The 23,677-nt window shown below is 37.2% G+C and carries 20 protein-coding genes; 4 read left to right on the forward strand and 16 right to left on the reverse strand.

What is annotated here, in order from left to right:
• Positions 1-203: 203 nt before the first annotated feature.
• From C7D53_RS06735 to C7D53_RS06750, 4 genes are all read right to left on the reverse strand, one after another.
• On the reverse strand, positions 204-1,355 hold the full coding sequence (locus tag C7D53_RS06735) for an efflux RND transporter periplasmic adaptor subunit (RefSeq protein WP_106915641.1): 1,152 nt from the start codon (positions 1,353-1,355) through the stop codon (positions 204-206).
• Between the two features lie 8 nt (positions 1,356-1,363).
• Positions 1,364-5,701 carry a CusA/CzcA family heavy metal efflux RND transporter gene (locus C7D53_RS06740; protein ID WP_106915642.1) on the reverse strand — a complete coding sequence of 1,446 codons (4,338 nt, stop codon included), beginning with the start codon at positions 5,699-5,701 and terminating at the stop codon, positions 1,364-1,366.
• A gap of 319 nt (positions 5,702-6,020) precedes the next feature.
• A complete protein-coding gene (locus C7D53_RS06745; protein ID WP_106915643.1) occupies positions 6,021-6,353 on the reverse strand; it encodes a hypothetical protein in 333 nt (110 codons plus the stop codon).
• Between the two features lie 86 nt (positions 6,354-6,439).
• Positions 6,440-7,351 carry a LysR family transcriptional regulator gene (locus C7D53_RS06750; protein WP_106915644.1) on the reverse strand — a complete coding sequence of 304 codons (912 nt, stop codon included), beginning with the start codon at positions 7,349-7,351 and terminating at the stop codon, positions 6,440-6,442.
• Between the two features lie 81 nt (positions 7,352-7,432).
• Here C7D53_RS06750 and C7D53_RS06755 point away from each other — a divergent pair, with 81 nt between their 5' ends.
• Positions 7,433-8,026, forward strand: a complete 594-nt coding sequence (locus C7D53_RS06755) for a LysE family transporter (RefSeq protein WP_106915645.1) — start codon at positions 7,433-7,435, stop codon at positions 8,024-8,026.
• An 8-nt stretch (positions 8,027-8,034) separates the two neighbouring features.
• On the opposite strand, the gene C7D53_RS06760 is transcribed toward C7D53_RS06755, so the two are convergent.
• From C7D53_RS06760 to C7D53_RS06780, 5 genes are all read right to left on the reverse strand, one after another.
• Positions 8,035-8,604: a Crp/Fnr family transcriptional regulator gene (locus C7D53_RS06760; RefSeq protein WP_106915646.1), complete on the reverse strand. Its 570-nt coding sequence runs from the start codon at positions 8,602-8,604 to the stop codon at positions 8,035-8,037.
• Between the two features lie 52 nt (positions 8,605-8,656).
• On the reverse strand, positions 8,657-9,400 hold the full coding sequence (locus tag C7D53_RS06765; RefSeq protein WP_228422229.1) for a siderophore-interacting protein: 744 nt from the start codon (positions 9,398-9,400) through the stop codon (positions 8,657-8,659).
• A 5-nt stretch (positions 9,401-9,405) separates the two neighbouring features.
• Positions 9,406-10,587, reverse strand: a complete 1,182-nt coding sequence (locus tag C7D53_RS06770; RefSeq protein WP_106915647.1) for an MFS transporter — start codon at positions 10,585-10,587, stop codon at positions 9,406-9,408.
• A 92-nt stretch (positions 10,588-10,679) separates the two neighbouring features.
• Positions 10,680-12,284 (reverse strand): Na+/H+ antiporter, encoded by a 1,605-nt coding sequence (locus C7D53_RS06775; RefSeq protein ID WP_106915648.1) that lies wholly within the window; start codon positions 12,282-12,284, stop codon positions 10,680-10,682.
• 473 nt (positions 12,285-12,757) lie between these two features.
• Positions 12,758-13,564 (reverse strand): helix-turn-helix domain-containing protein, encoded by an 807-nt coding sequence (locus tag C7D53_RS06780; protein ID WP_106915649.1) that lies wholly within the window; start codon positions 13,562-13,564, stop codon positions 12,758-12,760.
• Positions 13,565-13,635: 71 nt separating this feature from the next.
• Between C7D53_RS06780 and C7D53_RS06785 the strand changes: the two genes are divergently transcribed.
• A complete protein-coding gene (locus C7D53_RS06785; RefSeq protein WP_228422230.1) occupies positions 13,636-14,841 on the forward strand; it encodes a CynX/NimT family MFS transporter in 1,206 nt (401 codons plus the stop codon).
• 48 nt (positions 14,842-14,889) lie between these two features.
• Here C7D53_RS06785 and C7D53_RS06790 read toward each other — a convergent pair whose 3' ends face one another.
• The gene (locus tag C7D53_RS06790; RefSeq protein WP_106915651.1) at positions 14,890-15,660 is read right to left on the reverse strand and encodes an MBL fold metallo-hydrolase; all 771 of its coding nucleotides are present in this window, start codon (positions 15,658-15,660) and stop codon (positions 14,890-14,892) included.
• A gap of 91 nt (positions 15,661-15,751) precedes the next feature.
• On the opposite strand from C7D53_RS06790, the gene C7D53_RS06795 reads away from it, so the two are divergent.
• Positions 15,752-16,069: a winged helix-turn-helix transcriptional regulator gene (locus C7D53_RS06795; RefSeq protein ID WP_106915652.1), complete on the forward strand. Its 318-nt coding sequence runs from the start codon at positions 15,752-15,754 to the stop codon at positions 16,067-16,069.
• Positions 16,070-16,146: 77 nt separating this feature from the next.
• On the opposite strand, the gene bioA is transcribed toward C7D53_RS06795, so the two are convergent.
• The 5 genes from bioA to C7D53_RS06820 all read right to left on the reverse strand — a co-directional run bounded on the left by bioA (position 16,147) and on the right by C7D53_RS06820 (position 20,897).
• The gene (gene bioA, locus C7D53_RS06800) at positions 16,147-17,439 is read right to left on the reverse strand and encodes an adenosylmethionine--8-amino-7-oxononanoate transaminase (protein WP_106915653.1); all 1,293 of its coding nucleotides are present in this window, start codon (positions 17,437-17,439) and stop codon (positions 16,147-16,149) included.
• Positions 17,440-17,552: 113 nt separating this feature from the next.
• The gene (gene bioB / locus C7D53_RS06805) at positions 17,553-18,536 is read right to left on the reverse strand and encodes a biotin synthase BioB (RefSeq protein ID WP_106915654.1); all 984 of its coding nucleotides are present in this window, start codon (positions 18,534-18,536) and stop codon (positions 17,553-17,555) included.
• A 2-nt stretch (positions 18,537-18,538) separates the two neighbouring features.
• Positions 18,539-19,147, reverse strand: a complete 609-nt coding sequence (bioD, locus tag C7D53_RS06810; RefSeq protein ID WP_106915655.1) for a dethiobiotin synthase — start codon at positions 19,145-19,147, stop codon at positions 18,539-18,541.
• 24 nt (positions 19,148-19,171) lie between these two features.
• On the reverse strand, positions 19,172-20,281 hold the full coding sequence (locus tag C7D53_RS06815) for an aminotransferase class I/II-fold pyridoxal phosphate-dependent enzyme (protein ID WP_106915656.1): 1,110 nt from the start codon (positions 20,279-20,281) through the stop codon (positions 19,172-19,174).
• A complete protein-coding gene (locus C7D53_RS06820; protein WP_106915657.1) occupies positions 20,274-20,897 on the reverse strand; it encodes a hypothetical protein in 624 nt (207 codons plus the stop codon). The genes C7D53_RS06815 and C7D53_RS06820 overlap by 8 nt, the downstream gene beginning before the upstream one ends.
• A 66-nt stretch (positions 20,898-20,963) precedes the next feature.
• On the opposite strand from C7D53_RS06820, the gene C7D53_RS06825 reads away from it, so the two are divergent.
• Positions 20,964-22,451 carry an aminotransferase-like domain-containing protein gene (locus tag C7D53_RS06825; protein WP_106915658.1) on the forward strand — a complete coding sequence of 496 codons (1,488 nt, stop codon included), beginning with the start codon at positions 20,964-20,966 and terminating at the stop codon, positions 22,449-22,451.
• Positions 22,452-22,512: 61 nt separating this feature from the next.
• Here the strand turns inward: C7D53_RS06825 and C7D53_RS06830 are convergent, their stop codons facing one another.
• Positions 22,513-23,676 (reverse strand): PepSY-associated TM helix domain-containing protein, encoded by a 1,164-nt coding sequence (locus tag C7D53_RS06830; RefSeq protein WP_106915659.1) that lies wholly within the window; start codon positions 23,674-23,676, stop codon positions 22,513-22,515.
• Between the last annotated feature and the right edge of the window lies 1 nt (position 23,677).

Genomic DNA, 23,677 nt, shown 5'->3' on the forward strand with positions numbered 1-23,677 from the left:
TTTTGAAAATATGCTAAAAATCACTTTCTTCTTGAAAATGAAAATGGGTAAAAACGGTTTTAATAGATTCTATTGAAAACTTATGAGGGCAAGTTTTTTTTAATGATAGAGTTGAGTAAATAGCTATCAGACCTCATAAAAAAGGTTTTATTTACCTGCTACAGTAAACAAAACCTTTGTTTTTAAAATAGATGCCAGAAGGGTTACTCTGCTTTGTTCTTTAACATCATAAGCAAACTGTAAGCTCCTTTCTGTACAATTTTTTTATCCTTTAAAAAATCTGCCTTTACAATTTCTGTAAACTGATCATCTGAAATTCCGGTAACCACAGGAATCATTTTATACTTTGATTTTCCCAGATCTTCAAAAACATAGTTTTTATTTTCAAAAGAAACGACAGCTTCATTGGGAAGTCCTTGGGTGTATCGGCTGCTGATGTTCACTTCGGCATTGATGTACATTCCTTTTACGAATTCAGGATTGAGAGAAGATAGTTTAGCAACAGCCATTGCCGAACCTCCGTTTTCAATGCTGGGCACTACGCTTACAATTTTTGCGTTGGATTTCAGGTCAGGTTTTTGATTATTGTAGACTAAAATCTCCTGCCCAACTTTTATATCATTCACATCATTCTCAAAAATCTTTAATTCTAAAAGCAATCCGGCAGGATTAATCAACTCAAATAAGGTATCCGCAGGGTTGATGTATTGTCCGTTATTCACTAAAATCTGACTAACGAAGCCACTGAATGGAGCATAGATATTGATTTTACTTCTGATATTTCCAGTGTTTAACCCTTTGGCATTAATTCCTATAATTCTAAGCTTTTCTTCCAGACCTTTTAATGTGGCATTTAGTGTAGAATAGTCTGCCTGGGCAGTTTGCATCGTTTTATCACTGCTTGCTTTGCTTGTGTTAAGGTCTTTTTGACGGTTGAAATTCAGTCTTGCGGCTTCAAGTTGTGCCTTGGTTACCAGATAATCCTGCTGAAGCTGTATAAACTGTGGATCTTCTACAACGGCCAATACCTGTCCTTTGCTGAAGTGGCTTCCATTGATTACATTGATGGATTTGATATGCCCGCCCATAATGCTTGAAACCGAGCTAATGTGGGATGGGGCAATCTCAGCTTTCCCGTTCAGGCGTACCAGCTTTTCCATGTTTCTGTTTTGGATATTAGTGGTGGTTAAGCCTACAGACTGAATTTGCTTTTCTGTAAGATGAACTGTATTTTCAGCTCCTTTGGCAAATTTTGTGTTCTCGTAAACAGTTTTTTCCTCTTCTTTTTTTCCTGAGCATGAAGATAAGATAAGTGCTAAGGAAAGGCTGTATATTGATATTTTTTTGAATTGCATGATGCTGTTTATTTTGAAATTAAGAAATTAAGTTCCGCTCCGATCTGATTAAGCTTTTCAAGGCTGTCGATGTAATCCGCCTTGGTTTTTACGGCCTGATTCACCAATATTACCCAGTTCAGATAATCAATTTCTCCTACATCCATTTGTTTCTGTGCCGTTTTCAGAATAGTTTCTGATTTTGGAAGCTGTTTCTGTTCGTAATTTTCAATGATTTTTTGTTGATTCAGATAGTTGCCAATCTGTTGTCTCAACCTGTTTTTAAGCTCAATTTCCTTTCTGTGATATTCGTTTTCAGAGATGGCAATTTTTGCCTGTGCTGCTTTTGCCATAGCTCTTTGCCCCTTTGTGAATAAGGGAATACCTACTCCAACCTGAACAGAATTAAAACGGTTGTTATTAATGTTTTTCATGCTCTGGTTGGTATACCCTACCATAAGTTCAGGAAGAAGCCTGCTTTTCTCGAGCTGTACTTCCGCCTCTCCTATTTTGATCTGCTGCTGCAAATATTGAAGTTGAGGATGCTGCCTGATCATTTCTTCAGAAAGTTGAAGCCCAACATCTATTACAGCCTTATCTGCAACGGGTTGATAAGGGTTTTCGGACTGAAGAAGTAACTGAAGCTGTAAGATGGCTATATTCAGGTCATTTTCAAGAGAGTTTAGCTGTACCTGCATTTGTTCCTTTTGGATTTCGGCGGTTGATTCCTCCAAAATATTAGCTTCACCTTTTTTTAATCTTAAGCTGGCTTTATTGGCAAAATTGCTGTACAATTGGCTGATATATTCCAAAACTTTTTTCTTTTCCTGTAATACCAAAATTCTATAAAAGACATCGGTAACCTCTTTGGTAAGCTGTGTTTTTGTAAGGTTTTGATTAATAACACTTGCTGTCCATTCCGCATCCAACATCTGCTTTCTTTTCGAATAAACTGTCGGAAAACTAAACTTCTGGGAGATTCCGAATGAATTGTCGGTTTCTTCTCCCTGAATCTGTCCAAATGCTCCGGTAACTTCCAGTTGAGGAAGATCAAGGTAGCTGGTCTTCAATTTTTCCTGATAATCTGAGATTAATTTCGAACTTTTAAGGGTTCCGTTTTGCTGAATTGCTTTTTCCAGAGCTTGTTCAAAAGTAATATTTTCCTGAGCCTGAATACTTCCGAAAGAAGCCAATAGCAAGAAAACAGATAGTTTTTTATAGTTTATTTTTTTAGAAAATTTCATTTTATCTTTATTAATATGTTCAAATATGACGTAGAGAATAGGAAGTACAAACAAGGTTAAAAGCGTTGCCAACATCAGCCCGCCAATAACTACTGTGGCCAAAGGTCTCTGAACCTCGGCTCCTGCTCCATTACTTATGGCCATAGGAAGAAAACCTAAAGACGCCACAAAAGCTGTCATTAAGACCGGACGAAGCCTGATTCTTGTTCCCATAAGTACAATTCTGCTAGTGTTCGTTATTCCGTTGTTTTTCAATCGGTTAAATTCTGATATCAAAACAATTCCATTCAATACGGCAACTCCAAATAAGGCAATGAACCCAACTCCTGCACTGATGCTGAAAGGCATTCCTCTTAGAGCAAGAAAATACACTCCTCCAATTGCGGACAACGGAATGGCAGTGTAGATCAATAAGCTGTGCTTTACAGAACCAAACGCAAAGAACAACAACAGGAAAATCATCACCAGAGAAATAGGAACGGCAATTCCAAGTCTTGACTTGGCTTCATTTAAATTTTCAAAAGTTCCGCCGTAGGAAACGGTATATCCCGGTGAAAACTTAATGTTTTTACTCACTTTTTGCTGAAGCTCTTCCACAATGCTCTGTACATCTCTTCCTTTTGCGTTGAAGCCCACAATGATTCTTCGTTTGGTATCTTCCCTCTGAATCTGGTTCGGACTGTTTTTAAGCTCTACTTTGGCCAGTTGAGATAATGGAATCTGCTCACCGGAAGCTGTAGGAACCAGTAGATTCTGAATGCTTGTAATGTCTTTTTTATGCTCATTATCCATGCGGACAACAATGTCAAATTTTTTCTCTCCTTCATATAAAGCTCCTGCGGTTTGCCCTGCAAAAGCCATATTGATCACTCTATTGATTTCTGCTACAGAAATATTGTATCTTGATAATTCTGAACGATTATAGTCAATGACCACTTGTGGAGCTCCAACAACGGGTTCTATATAAAGGTCCTGAGCGCCTTTTACTGAATTAATAACGCTTCCCAATTTTTTGGCATAGGTAGTAAGGCTGTCAAGATCCTCACCATAGATTTTACAGACTATATCCTGTCTGGCTCCGGTCATCAATTCATTGAAACGCATTTGTACAGGAAACTGGAAGCTCGTTGTTAATCCCGGAATAACACTTAAGGCTTTACTCATCTTTTCGGAAAGTTCCGGAAATGATGCTGCAGAAGTCCATTCTTTTTTAGGCTTTAAAACAATAATCATATCTCCAGCATCCATGGGCATGGGTTCTGTAGGGATTTCGGCACTTCCAATCTTTACAACAATTTTTTGTACTTCGGGAAACTGTTTTAAAAGAATACCGGAAGCCTGAGTGGTTACTTTTTTGGTCTCATTAATGTTGCTTCCCTGAAGAATTCTCATTTCCACGGCAAAATCACCTTCTTCCAGTGACGGGATAAACTCTCCGCCCATTCTGGAAAGGGTAAAAACAGCTCCTGCAAAAAGGATTAATACGCCAAGGATGATTGTTTTTTGGTACTTAAGAGCTTTCATCAGGAACTTTTGGTGTCCTATTTCTACCTTGGTCATTACTTTGTCTGAAATATTGTCTTTTTGCTTTTTCTTTCGGCTTAATACGAGGGAGCTCATCATTGGAATGTAGGTAAGAGAAAGAATAAATGCTCCAATTAAGGCAAAAGCTACAGTTTGAGCCATTGGTTTGAACATTTTTCCCTCAATTCCCTGAAGGGTAAAGATTGGAAGATATACAATCAGGATAATGATCTGACCGAAAACAGCACTGTTTACCATTTTAGTAGCAGAGCTTGAAACCTGTTCGTTCATCTCATTTTTGCTCAGCATATTATCTTTTCCAAAGTGTTTTTTGTGAGCGAGCTGATGCAGGACGGCTTCAACAATAATGACTGCGCCATCCACAATAAGACCAAAATCCAGTGCCCCGAGACTCATCAGGTTACCTCCCACCCCAAAGATGTTCATCATGATAATGGCAAACAGCATGGCTAAAGGAATCACAGAGGCAACCAATAGCCCAGCTCTGAAGTTTCCTAAAAATAAAACCAAAATAAAAACAACAATCAATGCTCCTTCCATGAGGTTGGTCTTTACAGTACTGATGGTATTGTTTACCATTTTAGCACGGTCAAGGAATGGTTCAATAACAACTCCTTCAGGCAGGGATTCCTGAATTTTTTCCAGTCTTTGCTTGATATTGGTGATGACTTTGTTGGCATTTTCTCCTTTAAGCATTAAAACAATAGCTCCCGATACTTCTCCGGTATCATTATAGGTCATAGCACCATATCTTGTTGCATATCCTATCTTTACGGATGCTACATCTTTAATATGCACAGGAATTCCGTCTTTCGTTTCTGCTACCTGGATGCTTCTGATATCTTCTGTACTTCCCAAAAGACCCTCGCTTCTGATAAAAAGAACCGTTTCTTTCTTCTCAATATAAGCACCTCCTGTATTCTGGTTATTTTTTTCCAGAGCAGCAAATACATCATTGATATTAATATTGAATGCCTGAAGTTTATTTGGATTGATTGCTATTTCATACTGTTTCAGCTTTCCTCCAAAACTGCTGACATCAGCAACCCCCTTGGTTCCTAATAACTGACGTCTGACTACCCAATCCTGAATGGTTCTGAGCTCTGTTTCGTCATACACATTTTCATAGCCCTTTTTTGCTCTTACTACATATTGGAAGATCTCTCCCAATCCTGTGGAAATAGGTCCTAATTCCGGTTTCCCAATTCCTGCCGGAATATTGTCCTGCACAAGCTGTAATCGCTCCTGAACCTGCTGGCGAGCCCAATACACGTCGGTATTATCATCGAAAACAACAGTGACCAAAGAAAGCCCGAATCTTGAAAGGCTTCGAAGTTCTGTAATACCACTGATATTACTGGTAGACTGTTCAATGGGAAATGTGACAAGACGTTCTATATCTGCGGCGCCGTAGGATGGTGCTGTAGTAATAATCTGGACCTGATTATTGGTAATGTCAGGCTGTGCGTCAATGGGAAGTTTGGTAGTTTCATAGACTCCGAGAAGGACAAGTCCTATGGTGAACAGAGCAATGATGAGCTTATTCTTTACAGAAAACTCAATGATTTTGTTTAACATGAAAAAATATATTATTTGCTAGCCTATATTACTTTGGATGCTGCTTACATTTTTAATCATAGAAAACACAGAAGATTTGGAACACTTAGGGTATTTAAGTGATAAGCTTTGTGTATATAAAGTTCCCTTCGGTTCTTATTGATAGAACATTATATTGCCTTATTTTAAACTTATTATAACGTTATAAGGTGCTTAAAATAAAGGCTTGCGATTAAAAATACAATCGAAATAATAAAAGGCTACAGATTTATTGATAAGTAATAAGAATTGACTGCTTCGAGTAAAGAACTTAAAGCATTAATTTTCAATCTAAAATCAATTATGAAAGCCGTGGAGGCTGGAAAATTCTGGAAAGGTAAAGGTTTGAGAAGTCCTTTTCCTGATAGATGCTGTTTTTCTGAGGAATTTTGATTTCCTTAGGTTTTTTGATTTCAAAGGTAAGTTCCGGAAGCTGGGCATGCACCGTTAATACAATAGGTGGATTAATAAACGGCAGCTTTTGGTCTAAATCCCAGTCAGAATCTTTTTTGTGGTTGTCATAATGTTCCATGACAAATTCTGACAAATTTCCGTGGTATTCCATAAAGTGTTCCACAAACATAGGTACCTTCATTACTTCCCCCGCATTGGTGGTAGCTAGCACATACATCATCGAGCATAATATGGAGAACCATTTTAACATTATTGCAAATATAGGGCTTAAATTTTTTTTAAAAAGACTCTGATGTTAATTTTATTTTAATTTCTCCCGCTTGTTTGGGATTTATCAGTCATTTGCTCGTTAAGAATTTTTAAAAAGAGCTCCATGGCAGGACTGATCCATTTGTTGGAATGATGGGCAGTAATCATGGTGATTGTACGCTGAAATCCTTTGATATTAATCTCTGCAATTTCCCCTTTTCTCATTTCTTCTTCAACAACAAAATGAGGTAAGCATGCGATTCCCAGGTTATTCATGACGCTTTTTTTAATAGCCTCAATACTCCATAGTTCAATATTTTGTCCGGTTTTTATATTTTTTTTCTTAAGATATTCTTCAAAATACTGTTGATAAACCCCATTCGGGTCATTATTAATCACCGAACACGTTTTTATCTGGTCTTTTTTATCAAAATTCTTTTCCCTATCCAAGAATTCCGGGGAGACCATCACTCCCACTGTGAAAGATGAAAGCTCTGTTACTTTAATCTGATCATCATATCCATGTACCTGATAGTGAATCCCAAGATCAATGTCATTACGAATAATCTCTTTCTGAACTTCGTAGCAGTTTCTCACCTTTAATTTGAGCTTTACATCAGGAGCTGTTTCAATAAATTCCTTGAGCACAGGCTGCAGAATATACGTTAGCAAACTGTCAGAAACTGAAATATTGAGACTTCCCTCTATTTTTCTGTCTTTTGAATTTAACTGTTTTATCTGCTCTATTTCTTCCTCAATTTTTTTAATGTGGGGAATTAGCTTTAAAGACTGTTCTGTTGGAAGCATTCTTCTTCCTATTTTCTCAAATAAAGGAAATTTTATTTCATTTTCAAGTTGTTGAATCTGATAGCTGATAGCCGATAAAGAATAATTGAGCTCTTGGGCGGCATCCTGAAAATTACCTTTTTCCACAATCGTTTTGAAGCTTCTGAGCTGATGAATATCCATACTTTAATATTTTCGAAGTAAAAGTATAAATATTTCCGATTGTTTGAAGTGTTTACTCTCTTTAATTTTGTCAAAAAAAATATGTGGTTTTCATTCTTTATTTACAGTGTGCTGACGGCACTTCTTCCAGGTCCCAATAATATTCTTGCTCTTAACAGCAGCATGAAATTAGGATATCAAAAGAGTAAAACATTGCTTTTGGGAATTTATTCGGGGTTTACATTGGTCATGGTATTGACGGCTTTTTTTACAGAATTTCTTTTGAATTCCTATGGTTTCTTTCTCAATTACCTGAAATATATTGGAGCGGGTTATCTTATCTATCTTGCATGGTCTGTAATATCCTCAAAACCCTCAGAGATTGGCTTCAAGCAGGAGGAGCCCTTATCCAGTTCTGCCGGAAATTTCTGGAAAGGGTTTCTATTGCAGCTCGTAAATATTAAAATTATTATTTATGGGATAACAGCATTTAGCAGTTTTATCTTTCCTCAATTCAAACAATTATGGATCATTCTTATTTTTGCCTTTGTACTCTCCTTCGTCGGAAATTCTGCTACTTGGATTTGGGCAGTGGCCGGAGAGAAACTTCACAAATTTTTGAACCGGCACTACAAAGTGGTTAATATCATCATGGGAATCCTGTTGCTCTATTGTGCGGTAAGTTTGTTCTTATAAATAATGGATTAAAGTCTTGATTTCAGCCTGCTCAGAGTTTCCTGCGAAATATTGAGATAGGAAGCTACCATTTTATTAGAAAGTCTTCTTACAACAACAGGGTTTTCCTCCAATAGCTGGCGGTATTTTTCAAGGGCATCCTGTACAAGGAAAGACATCAGCCTTTTTGTATTATTTACATAAGCTGTTTCCAGATATATCCTATAAAATTTTTCCCACTGAGGAATAATATCCAGGAGATGATAAAAATTTTTATGGGTAATATAATATACTTCTGAATCCTCCACGGCCTCAATAAACTCTTCGGAGGGTTCAGAAGTAATAAAACTGGTGAGTGCTGTTGCAAACTGATTTTCAAATGCAAAATATCGGGTAGAATCCTGCCCTTCTTCATTAATGAAAAATATACGGAGACAGCCATTCACAACGAAAAATGTGCGCTGGCTGTTTTGTCCGTTAGAAAGAAGTATTTCATTCTTTTTAAGCTGAATAAGTTTGAAATAAGAAAGAATGGTTTCCAGATCTTTACCTGTTACGGATATTCTATTTTTAATATATGAAGCTAAGAGTTCCTGCATGTAAGCAAAAATAATGATAAATGGCTTTGCTTACTACTTTTATTCTGTATTGCTATCTGTTTTCTGTATGCCCAGCCTTCCAGTATGAGCATGCATACATTCCGTTGGTATCCAAGTTTAGAATTGCTTTAAAATAGTTGCGGAGTTCCTGAACCGTAGTATATTCAGCAGCAATATAAACATACCTTTTCAGGAGATCTGATGGAATTTCTGCCTGCTGGGCAAGTTCTGCTAATCTACTTCCTTTTTCCGGCTGAGGATTATGAAGCCATTCCACAGAGATATCGGCCGCTGAACAGATCATCACTTCATCTTCTTTTCCATGTACTTCCAATAATATCTTAGCTGTTACATTGGATGGAAGCTGCTCAACGATTGAACAGATCACGGGTAATGCTGTCGCATCTCCCACAAAATGATAAAAATCTGCATCCGGAACCAAAGGTCTTTTGCCTTCTTTCATTCCTACTTCCAGAGTATCTCCACTATTAGCCCGTAGCGCCCACGCTGATGCCGGACCATTCTCTCCGTGAGAAACAAAGTCTATTATTAATTCACGATTTTCAAGGTCCACTTTACGATTGGTATAGGTTCTTACAAAAGGTTCACTACTCTTTTCTGTAACAGTTGGGATGAAGATTTTATTATTGGATCCGGATTGTACGTTTGCTAATAATTCTGCCTGGTTATCATCAATATTCAATACAATACGGATGAGATGAGGAGTAATAAATGTTTTATCTTTAACAGTAAATACAGAACGTATTTTCTTCGTTGTCATTGGATTTGTTATCATAATTTTCAGTGTTTATTTTTGTTAAATAATAAAATAACGATGGAAAGAATGCAGCTGATTCCTCCGAATAAGTAAACCGCCTGATAGTCTAGCCAATCTGCTATCAATCCGGCTAAAGGTCCTGCCAGCCCTAATGAAAGATCTACAAATGCGACGTAGGCTCCAAGGGCTGTTCCTCTCATTTGAGGTTTTACTTTTTGAATGGCCAATACCCCTAAGGCAGGAAAAACGAGCGAGAACCCTACACCTGTTACTCCACATCCGATGATGGCTAAAGTTTTGGATACAGATGTCCAAATCAGCAATTGGCCTATTACCTCGATGATCAAAGAGATGAACGCAATTTTGAAACCTCCGTACTTGTCAGGAAAAGAAGCGAAAAAGATTCTGGTCAGAACATAGCATATCCCGAATGTTATAAATGCAAGTGACGCATCACCCCAACTTTTTTCGATAAAGAATAAGGCAATAAAAGAAGCTATACATCCAAAAGCCATCGAGGAGAATGCAAGACTCAGCCCCTGCCCGGATATAGCTCCGATAACCTTGTAGAAAGGAGTTCTTATGTGATCTTTATCCACAGGAATTGAAGGAAGCTTTGCTGTAGAGAACCAGCTTACAATGGGAAGTAATGCAATAAGAATAAATGCAGGTAGTATGCTGTATTCTTTGCTCAGCCAGATGCTCATTGGGGCGCCAATTGCAATTCCTGCATACATCGCAATCCCGTTCCATGTCATTACTTTTCCTGAGTTGGAATGCCCAACAAGGCCTATTCCCCAAGTTAATGCTCCCGTAACCAGAAAGCTCTCTCCTACACCATGAATGATTCTAGCTAACAATAGCAAAGCAAGTGCCCAATACCTGTCAGCCTGAAAGGTTACTGCTAAGACATAAATGACCCCCGCAATAACAGCCAATATCACACCGGACATCTTGCTTTTTTTGGCACCCTTTGTATCGGTTATTTTTCCGGAATATGCCCGGGTAATAAGGGTTGATAATGATTGAAGACCAATAACCAGGCCTACAATAATACTGTCAAATGCTAAATTACTTTGAACAAACTTCGGAAGGACTCCTAATGCAATTCCAATGGTGAGATATACTCCAAATACTGAAATAATAATAGGAGTAGTTGCCTTATAGAAATTAATGGTTTGCCCTTTTTCTAATGCTATACTCATAAATTTTGTTTAAAAATATTCTGGTGCAAATGTCCTTTTCTGCCTAATACCAAACTTTGATTTAGATCAAAAAAGGAAACGCATTACGGTAATTATTCCGAATACTGATCAATGATTTCTATTTCGTGATGAATGGTTGTTGTCCAGAAATCAAGCTCCATCTCTTTTTTACGAATAGTTTCCAGGGTAAAGTCTCCCTTATGATAGGCTTTTATCAATGATTGTCTTTGGTGTTCGGCCAATTTCAGCTCCAGATCAAAATAGGCTTTCTTCCATTCTGTATGATGGGACAATGATTTCTCATTACTATTATTGGACAACTGAGATTGTTCTTTTTTAAGTTTTTTGATCATAATTTCTACGGCATCAATGGTAATTGTACTATTGGGCGTAAAATCATGTAAAAATGAAACAGATTCTCTTAGAAGAATTTTGTTCAAGTCTTTTTCTTCCTGTCTGTCCGATTCAGAGGGTTTTATCAGGCTGATTAATCTAGGTAATGTTAATCCCTGAATTACCAACGTGAAAATAATAACCACAAAAGATATAAACAGTATGGTATCTCTTTGTTCGATAATCGTTCCATAGGTATCTTTGATGGGTAATGCCAATGCTGCAGCCAAAGAAACAACACCGCGCATTCCGGACCAGGAAAGGATGATGTATTCTTTTTTGGATTGGGTAAGAAAACCACTTGTTTTTCCTCCTCCATTATTTGAAAAAACAGGAAATAAGGAAAGTACTGCCAGTCTTATTACGACGAGGACAATGAAAATTAGAAGTCCATAAAGAATAAGAACAGGAATCTCCGTTCCTGGAATCCTTGAAATTATTGATGGAAGCTGCATTCCAAGGATTAGAAATACCAAGCCATTTAAAACAAAAATGACTACATCCCAAAAATGACTCATCTGCATTCTGCTTTCGGTTTTGAACAGCGAAATTGAATTCCATGAAAGAAACATTCCTAAAGCAACGACTGCCAGTACACCGGAGCATCCTAAATGTTCTGCCAGACTGTAAGCTGCAAAAGGAAGCAAAATCACCGCAAAGGTTTCTACACTGCTGTTGCCATTAAAGTATCTGTGTAATTGCAAGAAGGTAAAACCCATAATAAGCCCGATCACGAGTCCGCCAAGGCTGTTACTTATAAACTGTACTCCCCCGCTCCAAAGTGAAAATGATCCGCTGGTAATGGCAATAACCGCACATTTATAAGCAATCAGGGCAGATGCATCATTCAGCAGGCTTTCTCCTTCAAGTATTGTTGTTAGCTTTTGCGGAAGCGGAAGTGTTTTTGTAATGCTGGTGGCAGCCACAGCATCGGGTGGTGAAACAATGGCCCCCACAACAAAGGCAAGTGGCCAAGTGAATCCGGGTATAATACAATGAACAATCAATGCAATAATGGTGGTGGTAAGAAAGACCAGCCCTATTGCCAGTACAGAAATCTTGGGAAGTTCCTTTTTGAAATCCGGAATAGATGTATTCCATGCTGCATCAAATAGAATGGGTGGCAGTACCACGTAGAAAATCATTTCAGGACTCATGTCGATAGACGGGACAAGCTGAGTTACACTTAAAACAAGCCCTGCGATTACAAGTAAGATAGGAAGAGCCAGTTTGATCTTGTCTTTTACAGAAATAATAATGATTAAAATGATGGATGTCCAGATGATTTTTTCAAGTTCTACCATAGCTTTATATTAAGCCACGAAATTAGAACCCTGATCTCTCCGGAACTTTGACCTAGATCAAAAACTAAGATTATTTTTTAATCTGTTGAAAGAATATTTTACTTTATGGGTTTGGGCTATGGGAAAATTATTCCATTGCAAAATGAACGATGAAAATTGCTAAATTTTGAAATGTCAATAAAATCTAAAATATGTTACAGAATAATTATTTTTAATTAAAATAAATAATTTTTAAAAAAATTGCACATATGATGCTCTGCATAATATAAATTTTGCTTATATTTGTGGATCGAAATAATTTTTTTTCATCATTTGTGTTTTTTTAAGGTCTTCATTCGTGGAGACCTTTTTATTTTCATGAATACAAAAATTATTGATTTGATATTAATAATTCAAATATTTTGAATTGGAAATACATCTCAAATTAACCACGAAAATGCTTCTCTATAAAGGGATATATGGATTTTTATTAATTAATAAATCCATTTTGTTGAGTTTGTATTAATATTTTTCATAAAATCTGTAGGCCTGAATTGCATAACCGACAGAAAGCTTCTGGTGTATGCCTGTACACTCTTATACCCTACTTCATAAGCGATCTCTGAAATGGTAAGGTTGCCAGAACTGAGAAATTCCAGACTTTTAATAATGCGAAGCATTTGTTGGTACTTACTTAATGTTAGTCCGGTTTCTTTCTTGAAAATACGTTCCAGAGTACGAGAAGATAGCAAGGCCATATCCCCTAGGTTTTCTATAATAACTTCTCTATTATAATGATTATGAAGATGTTCAATAATCTTAGTGAGACGTTTATCCTTTGGAAGACAAATATGAAGCTTAAGGGAATGTTCTACAAAATGAGGAAGTTCATTGAAGAGCGCCTTTAAAAATATTGTTTCATCAGAATCTTTTTTAAGAAGCTGAGACCATCTTTCTGCATATTTTATCATTTCTCTTAAAACTGGAGGAACAGAAAATACGTTCACCTCATCATAAAAGGGATTCTTATTATCCGTCTCTGCAAACATGATCATTAGCTTGATCTTTTCAGAATGGGAGTTGGTTTTATGAATGACATTTGAAGGAATCCAAACCGCGTGATTTTGTGGAAGAAGATAGATCTTTTCTTCAATGGTAATGTACTGAAAACCACTTTCCACATAAACTAATTGGCCTTTCTTATGCTGATGAAGAACATCATCGTGAATCCAGTTTTCCTCAAACCAAACGAAATAGGGCTTGTTCAGTTCATCTATTTTTATGCTATCGTTGGCGTTCATGTCGTTTTAGGTTAAAACTTTGGCAAAATTAAACAAAATTACTGTATTAATTTTGTACAAAAGTTATTATCATGATGAAGAACGAAGTAAGAAAAAACGCTTCTTATGTTTTAATGATCCTGAATGTATTGGTGGTTATCCTGATCTCCAGTAATCTTCGGTCACCTATTGTTGCTGTTTCTCCAGTTCTTGGAGACGTGAGAGAGGCTTTGAAGCTGGATAATTTTCAGGTTAGCCTGCTTACCTCTATTCCACTTTTTATGTTTGCCGTTTGTTCTGTTCTGGTTAGCAGATTTTCAAATAAACTTGGAATCAGTAAACTCTTGATGTATTCACTGATTATTTTAAGTTTTGGATTGTTTCTGAGGATTTCAGGATCTCTTTTGCTATTATTTATCGGATCGGTGTTTATTGGATTGGGAATTTGTATTGGAAATGTTGTAACTCCGGGATACGTAAAGAATAATTTTCCAAAGCAGATTGGCTTGATGACCGGCATTTTTGCTGTTGCCATGAATCTTACAGCTGCACTGGCTTCAGGGTTTAGTGTCAGAATTGGAGAATGGACAGGATTTGGATGGCGGGGTTCCCTGGGAATCTGGTTGGTCATTGCAGCCTTGGGGTTTTTCGTTTTAATACTGGAAATGATATTTAATAAAAAGAATTCCGGGCAGCCAAAACCTGCAATGGGAACTTCTGATTTTAATATGTTTAAGTCTGCACAGGCATGGAATATCAGTATCTTTATGGGATTACAGTCATTGTTTTATTACTGTATGGTAGCTTGGTTGCCGTCATTTCTTGCAGATTATAATATGCCGGGTGAAAGCGCAGGATGGGTTTTGTTTGTTATTCAGATTACTATGATCCCGATAACATTCTGTTGCCCCATCATTGCAAGTAAAATGAAAGACCAAAGAATTTTGATCTTGTTTATATGTGCCCTGATGTTCACCAGTACCCTGATGTTTGTTTTTCTAAAATCACAATGGATCTATGTAAATGCTGTCATTATAGGGATTTCGAATGGTTTGTCTTTCAGCTTGTCTATTTTATTCTTTTCTACGAGAACAAAAAGCAGTATCAACGCCGTTAAAATTTCGGGAATGGCTCAGTCTGTAGGTTATCTGATTGCGGCATTTGGTCCTCCAATCTTTGGAAAGCTTCATGATTGGGATGTTTCCTGGAATATTTCATTCTATTTTTTAAGTATTGCAGTATTAATTATGCTTTATTTTGGAATGAGGGCTGCCAGAAATAAATATGTAGAGGATTAATGAAGTAATAAACCTTATAGATATCAAAGTCTATAAGGTTTATTTATTTTAATGAAAGGATAAGTCAGCCTCTTCTCCATCTTTTAGAATGAAACATTGGGATTCATATCCTTTTTTGTTAATCTTATGTTCAATATACTCTCTGTTTTCTTTACAGTGGCTTACTGCTTCCAAATGGGTAACCCAGACTCTTGCTTTAGGAGTATGCTCACAAACTTTCAGAATATCTTCAGAGGTCATGATAATAGGATCCCCTACTGAAAAAGTGGCTGCTCCACCTGCTACTACAATATGCTGTGGATCATGTTTGTTGATTTCTGTAGCGATGCCATCATACCAAATACTATCTCCTACAATATAAACAGATTGATTCTCTTTTTTAAAAACAAATCCGTTGACTGTTCCCATTTTTTCTCCAATTTCTCCGGTTCCGTGCTGTGCTTTTGTGATTGAAACATCAATGTTTTCCCAACCTATATGATCATTTATTGAAATAATATTCTGAAAACCCTGTTGGGCAATTTGATCTGAAATGCTTTCGGGACAAAGAATAGGTGTTTTTTTATCAATAAGTTGTATGGCTTCTGCATCCCAGTGATCCGGATGCAAATGGGTAATGGCTACAGCATCTGTTTTTTTCAGTTTCTCCATCAGTTCTTCCCTGCTGAAAGGTAAATCTACCAAAGGATTCAATAACTCATTATCTGTCATTGGAAATTTCCCTAACGACCCTTTTTCACCAAGCATTGGATCAATTAAGATAGTGGTTCCTTCGATATTTAATAGCAATGTTGCATTGCGCCACAATTGTAATTTCATTTGTTTAAGTTTGTAGTACAAAGCTATTGGTGAACTGAATAAAAACAATCGAAGGTTACCAAAAGGTTAACAATATACTTTAAAGTAAGCTATGAATTTCGAGGAGTTTAAAAATTGTGGTCTCAGACGGAGTCTGAATATTCTTTCCGGTAAATGGAAACCATTGATTCTACACAACCTTTTTGAAGAAGATAAGGTACGTTTTGTGGGACTTTGGCGGAATATGCCCCGTGTATCCAAAAAGGTCCTTGCAGAACAGCTTAAACAATTGGAGGATGACCATATTATTGAACGTATTGAGGTTTATAATTTCCCACCGGAGGTTTATTATAAACTGACTGAAAAAGGAAAAAAGCTCGGCCCAATCCTTTCTGAACTTCATTCATGGGGAAACGGGCTGAGCTTATAATGTGTTTTTTAGGCTTCTTTTCTGTATAATGATGATTGATTATAAAGAATATAAAACACTCCTGTTTACGGAGTATTTTAGTCTATGAATTGATCCAAAACATCAATAATATTTTGATAGACAAAATCTAATTCTTCGGAAGTGATACAGTAAGGCGGAACCAGATAAATCACATTTCCTAAAGGCCTCATAATAATTCCTCTATGTAAGAATTCATTGTAAAGTCTTTTCCCAATCTCATTAAAATAAGATGTTCCGTGATCTGTTTTAAAATCAAAGGCTAAAATGGTTCCAACCTGGCGGGCATTTTCTACCTGCGGATGTATGGCCAGTAATTTCACAAATTCAGAATGTTGATGAGTGATACGTTTGATATTCATTTGAGTGTCTTCTTTTAGTAATATTTCCATGCTTGCCAAAGCTGCAGTACATGCTAAAGGGTTCGCTGTAAAAGAATGGCCATGAAACAAGGTTTTATGCTTATCATCAGACCAAAAGGCATGATAGACTTCATCAGAACATGTGGTTATTCCCATTGGCATCGTACCTCCTGTTAATCCTTTTGAAAAACACATGATATCCGGCTGTTCGGTAAGATAATTGGCAGCAAACAGCTTTCCGGTCCTTCCAAAGCCTGTGAAAACCTCATCCTGAACCATAAGAACGCCTAGTTCTCTACAGAATCTCATCAAACTGCTCAGGTCTTCGGCATTGTACATCAGCATTCCCGCAGCACCCTGAACCAATGGCTCATAAATAAAGCATGCAACCTCATCTTTCAAGCTTCTGATCTGTTCTTGTAGTTCTATTAGGTTTTCGGAATGGGGAGTATCAATGAAAACAACTTCAAACAACATGCTTTCAAACGGTTTTGTCCAAAAACTTTTTCCGCTTACAGACATGGCTCCAAAGGTGTCACCATGATAGGCATTTTTAAAAGCCAGAATCTTGGTTTTTTTCTTCCCTTGGTTATGGGCATATTGAATGCACATCTTTAATGCAACTTCAACAGCGGTGGATCCGTTATCAGAATAAAAGACCTTTTTCTGATTGGCCGGTAAAAGCTTTAATAGATTTTCCGAAAGCTGTATGGCGGGTTCATGGGTAAAACCTGCAAAAATAACTTGTTCCAGAGTGTTTAACTGTTCAAAGATTCGCTGTGCAATATAGGGGTGAGAATGCCCATGCAGTGTCACCCACCATGAGGAAACTACGTCCATATATTTTTTGCCTTTATTGTCAAACAGATAAATACCCTCACCTTTTACAATGGGAATGATGGTATCTGCAGTCTTCATCTGTGTGTAGGGATGCCAGTTGACAGCTTTGTCTCTTTCTGTAAGGCTGGACTGTTGTACTATTGTATTCATGTATTAATGTAAAATGTATTAATGACTCAAAAAATCAGACACAAGAGCCAGGATGAATACAAGAATGCTCATGATTAAAATCCAAAAACTCATAACTCATCATTTATAATTTTTTAACAGCAGGTTTCTTTTTTAAGCATAGGTCGAAGTCCAAGCTTTTCCAGCATCTGCATATCTTCAGATACTCCGGGGTTGGGCGTTACCAATAGGGTTTCTCTTTCTCCCGTGAAAATAGAATTTGCACCTGCCATGAAGCACCATGCTTGTTCTGTTTCTGTCATTTCTATACGGCCTGCACTTAGTCTTACCATAGATGCCGGCATTACAATTCTGGCTGTAGCAATCATTCTTACCATTTCCCAGGTGTCTACCTTTTCATTATTTTCCAATGGAGTTCCTTCTACTCTTGCTAATGCATTAATGGGAACCGATTCCGGATGCTTTGGCATTGTAGCTAAGGTGAGCAACATTGATATTCTGTCTCTATGGGTCTCTCCTAATCCTATAATTCCTCCGGAACATACGGTAATTCCTGCCTTTCTGACGTTATTGATGGTATTGATTCTGTTATCAAATGTTCTGGTAGAGATAATCTCTTCATAGTATTGTTCAGAAGTATCAAGGTTGTGGTTGTAGGCATATAGTCCTGCTTCCTGAAGCCTGATTGCCTGCTCTTCAGTAAGCATCCCCAGTGTACAACATACCTCCATTCCTAATTCATTTACTCCCTTTACCATATCTATCACTCTGTCAAAGTCACGATTGTTGCGGACTTCACGCCATGCGGCAGCCATGCAGAATCTTGAAGAACCGCTATCTTTTGCTTTTTGAGCGTGAGCGATAACAGTTTCTGTAGGTAATAAGGCTTGCACTTTGATATTGGTGTGGTAACGTGCCGCCTGTCCGCAATATGAACAGTCTTCAGGACAACCACCGGTTTTAATTGACAGCAAAGTAGATATCTGCACTTCGGATGGATCATGTCTTTCACGGTGTACCGTTGCGGCCTTATAGATTAGCTCCATTAAGGGAAGATTGTAAATGTTCTCAATTTCTTCCTTGGTCCAGTCATTTCTAATCTCTGTTTTTCTATCCATTATCATAATTTTGTTATTGTTAATTGTTTTGCCGTAGCAGTAATATTTTCTTTGTCAGGGGTAATTTCAGGGATTCTGATAATTTTTGTATAGCGGTCAATGAAGGAGCAGATTACCCTTTCTGTATCTTCAGGAAATTCTCCATTCAGGATAAGGTATTCAAGTTTAATTTTCCTTTGTTGTAATGCCATGACCGAAAGCAAGGTGTGGTTGATGCAGCCTAGGTAATTCCTCACAACAAGTGCAGTTGGAATCTGTAACTTTTCTATCAGATCAATCATGAAACTATGATCCGAAAGAGGTACCATAAGACCTCCGGCTCCTTCTACAATCAATGAATTTTGAGTTTCCGGTAATTGAAGCTCATCAAGGGTAATAGCTTTGTTTTCTGCTCTTGCAGATTGATGAGGAGATGCCGCCAATTGCAGGCGATAGGTTTCCGGATGACATACTGTATTGTCTGTCCAGTCTTCAATTTTTTTACTGTCCGTATAGTGGAGATCCCCTGATTGTACAGGTTTCCAATAATCAGTTTTGAAATACTGTACTAAAATAGCAGAACAAACGGTTTTTCCTATTTCAGTTCCTATTCCTGTTATAAATAGTTTCATATTGCTGTTTCAGCTCTTTTGTTTTTAATTAAATTCTTTGATAATTCCTGTAAGCCTGATAATTTCTTCCTCAGTATTGAAGCTGTGAAGACATATTCGGAGTCGTTCCGTTCCCTCTTTTACTGTGGGACTGTATATGGCGTAGGTTAAAAAACCTTCATTGAGTAAAGCTTTCTGCAGCATACCTAATTTTTGATTGTCAGGAATTACAATAGCCTGAATAGGGCTTTTTTCAGAAGAGGGAGAAATCAGTCCCTGTTCTCGGAATATTTTGATGTTATTCTGAAGTTTCTCCGCTGTTTTATGATGGCTTTCTAGAAATTCATATCCCGTTTTTATACTCACCCATTGATAATCCTGTGCTGAAGTAGTATAAATAAAAGGTGAAGCAAAATTGATGAGATAGGATTTTACAGTATCATTACAAAGAATAGCTGCTCCATGCGCTCCCAATGCTTTGCCGTAGGTGATGACACTTGCTGTAATATGATCCTGTAGATTGTACTTTTCGATCAATCCATGCCCAAAAACCCCAAAAGCGTGCGCTTCATCCACCAATAAATCTGCCTTGTAATGCCTTGCCATTTCAGAAATCTTCTGAATGGATGCAAAATCTCCTTCCATTGAGTAAAGACTTTCTATAGCGATATAACAATGCCCCTCCTGTCTTTTTAATACATTTTCAAGGTCATTCAGATCATTATGTTTAAACTTAATCTTTCTGGCATTCGACATTTTGCAGGCATCATGTACAGAACGATGAATCTGTTCATCTACAATAATGGTGTCATGCCGATTAGGAAGTGTGGAAAACAATGCTAGATTGGCATTATATCCAGATGGGAAAAGCAAAGCAGAGGAAAATTGATGCTTTTTTGCAATAAAGCCTTCTGTTGCTGTTACAATATCGCTGTTTCCGCTAATCAGCCTGGATCCGGTACTTCCCGATAATAAGGCCGGATGATCATTGATCTTTTTTAATAAAATACTCTGTAATTCCTTATTTCTTGCAAACCCCAGATAATCATTGGAGTAAAAATCAATTCCCTCAGAACGGGATTGAAGTTGTCTTAAGGTACCTTCCTTTTTTCTTTTATGGAGAGATTCCTGAAAATAGTCAATGTTTTTAAGCATAACTTAATTGCTCTACTTCTTCTGTAACAGCATTGATCCAGGCTTCATGAAGTTCCTTTTCAATAGTAAGAATATGTTCAGCATGAAGCTTCCAGTCTGCGGAAAATTCATTTAACTGATTAATCATTTCTTCAAGATGTCCCTCTTCTTCCAAAATAATGGATTTCACCATAATCCTTGAAGACTCCTCAGTAAGTGTTTGCTGGTAGACCGGGTAAAGTTCGTCGGCTCTTACTTCAATGGCATAGGTTACAAAAAGGTAAGCTGCATATTTAAGGTCTTCCTTAGTTAACTGAAATGCTTCCTGAAGATATCTACAGGATTTAATATCTAAGGAATGGAGATATTGTCGTGTTGCTATCGGAGCCAGAAGCTCGGTGCTCTCATAGGTTTTGCAGAGTTCAGGATCTATTTTTCCAATTTGCTTTTTTAGATAATAGGCATGGCGGTGTTCTTCAGCGGCATGTTTCAGTTGAATTTGGCTTACAAGAGTCGGATGTTCACATTTTGAAATTTTCCTTGCACCGGCATTTTCCATAAAGGATAATGTATTGAGCCATTTTGCATGGGCTTTGCCATCCTGTACAATCTTTTTTAACAGATGATGAAATTCCATAGATTTTTATTTTGATGTCAAAAGTAGTATATTGCCGGATGGTTGTATGGTGCCAGTTTTTATATTATGGATAGTCCGGTTAAGATTCCTTATGAAAGTTTTATAAAAATAGATAGAAAATCAGAGACTTCTATCTATTTACAGATTGCCAATCAATTGGTAAATTCTATTCAACGGGGATATTTGCCTTTTGGAACAAAACTCCCCGGTACAAGAGCATTCAGTGAAATACTGGATGTTCATCGAAATACAGCAGTAGCGGTATATGATGAACTGTGCGCTCAGGGTTGGGTAGAAAGTTTTCCCAATAAGGGAACCTTTGTTATTGGCAAGGATCAGGAAAAGCCCATAAAAGTAAAGGATTTTGCAGAAAATAATCTTTTAAACTATCCTAAAACAACAGGTTTTTCATTCAAAACATCCAATATACTGGATAACCCTTTTGAACATTCGGATTGTGAATTTGTATTGAATGATGGTGTGCCTGATATCAGGCTTACCCAGATTGGCCAGCATTCACGGTTTTACAGTTCTATTCTTAAACGCAAATCCAATCAAAAAGGATTGGGACATTACAACCATGACGGGAGTGAGTTTTTTAAGGAACATTTGTCTCAATATCTTAATTTATCCCGTGGATTGCCCATTTCCAAGAATAATCTACTGATTACCCGAAGTACGGAAATGAGTATTTATATTGTTTCTGAAATTCTTCTTTCTGCCGGAGATACGGTCTTGGTAGGAGCTTTAAGTTATTTTTCGGTGAACATGATCTTCCAAAAAGCAGGGGTAAATATTGTAACACTTCCTATAGATGAAGACGGAATTATTGTGGAAAGTGTAAGGGAAGCCTGTAAAAGACAGAAAATAAGAATGCTTTATCTTACCCCGCACCACCACTATCCTACTACAGTTGCCCTTAGTGCCCAGCGAAGACTGGAATTGCTGGAACTGGCCAACGAGTATGGCTTCGTTATTCTTGAGGATGATTATGACTATGAATTTCATTATGATAAAAGCCCAATTCTTCCTTTGGCCAGTGCGGATACAAACGGAATGGTTATCTATATCGGATCATTTGGGAAATCTCTGGCTCCGGGATTCAGAACCGGATTTATTGTGGCACCCGAAAATCTGATGATAGAAATGAGAAAGCATCTTGGAATTATCGACAGGCAGGGCGATATTCTTATGGAAAGAACTTTGGGAGAAATGATTGAGGAAGGAGAAATTAACCGATATCTTAAAAAATCTTTAAAGGTATACCAGGAAAGACGGGATTATTGTTCTGCTTTGCTCAGAGAAAATCTAGGCGATTATATCACCTTTCAAAAACCTTCGGGCGGATTGGCGATCTGGCTGGAATGGAATATTGCGATTAATCTCATGCAGTTAAGCCGAAAATGTGCTCAGAATAACCTTTTTATTCCGAAAACGTTGCTTTATCAAAACAAAGGACTTACAGCCATGAGGCTTGGCTTCGGAGATCTGAATGTAGATGAAATGAAAAAAAGTATTGATATTCTTTCCCATAATGTAAAACTGTTAGTCTGATAAGTATAAGAATACGGTCATAAAAAAGCCTCTACAATAATAGAGGCTTGGTCAATTTCACTTATGCTTTTTTCTTTTTGGGTTTCTTCTTTTTCTTGTTGAGATAAATAATAAAACCTGTAATGGGAAGCGATGCAGCAATGATTCCTGCAAAAAGATAAATAATTCTGCCGGGGATCCCGAAGAGGCTTCCTGTGTGTAAATCGTAATTTCTTTCTCTTAGTGCGGTACCATATCCTATATTTTTGTCTTTATAAAATTGATGTTTTAGAGTTTCACCTGAATACTGATCAAAATTAAAGTTTTCATTCTGGTATTGTTTTTTTCCGAAAGTAAGTTCTACATAATAGGTTCCTTCCTCTGTTCTTGGAAAATTAACAAGTGCAGATTCTTTATTGGTTAAGCCTTTTTCAACCTTATTGTCAATGATGTCCAAAATATTGATGGGTACATCAGATTCTTCTGTAAGGATTTTACTTTTTGCTTTCTTTTCTGTAGGAGTATTGCCATTCAGGGTATTTTTGATCCATTTATCTATATTTTCAAAATTCCAGATCAAAGCGGAATAAGAAATAAATAATAAAGGAATTACTGCATAAAACCCTAATACATTATGAACATCATAGTTGATTCTTTTCCAGTTGGCAGAAGTTTTAATGAAGAACATACCTTTCAACATAGCCTTGCTCATCTTTCGCGGATACCATATCACTAATCCCGAAAGGAGAATAATGGCAAAAATCAATGTAGAATATCCTGTAATGGTTTTCCCTATTTTTTCTCCCAGCAATAATCTTCTGTGGAGATCCAGTACAATTTCAAAAAAATCCTTTTTGGCATCTTCTACTTCCTGAACTTTTCCGGTGTATGGATCTATATAAACTCTATAATAATAAAGATAAGTTCCCCAGTAGGTCAGCGCTTCATTATCCATTTTAAGAGTTCGGAAAACATAAGTACGGGAGGGATCGGATGAAATAACAGCTCTTTTGATCTTTAATCCATCAGGCAGGGCTTTTTCGGCTTTTGCTGTAAGATCAGAAAGAGAAAGCTTTTTGTTTCCAATGTTCTCTACAAAATATCTTTTCGGGTGAACAACATGTTTTAATTCTTCTTCAAATACTAAAATACATCCAGTAGCTGCCATTATAACAACTATAAGCCCGGACGTTAGTCCGAGCCATAGATGTAACTGATATGCTATTTTTCTAAATTTAAGCTTCATT

This window comes from Chryseobacterium aurantiacum, assembly GCF_003020585.1.
GTDB classification, from domain to species: domain Bacteria; phylum Bacteroidota; class Bacteroidia; order Flavobacteriales; family Weeksellaceae; genus Chryseobacterium; species Chryseobacterium aurantiacum.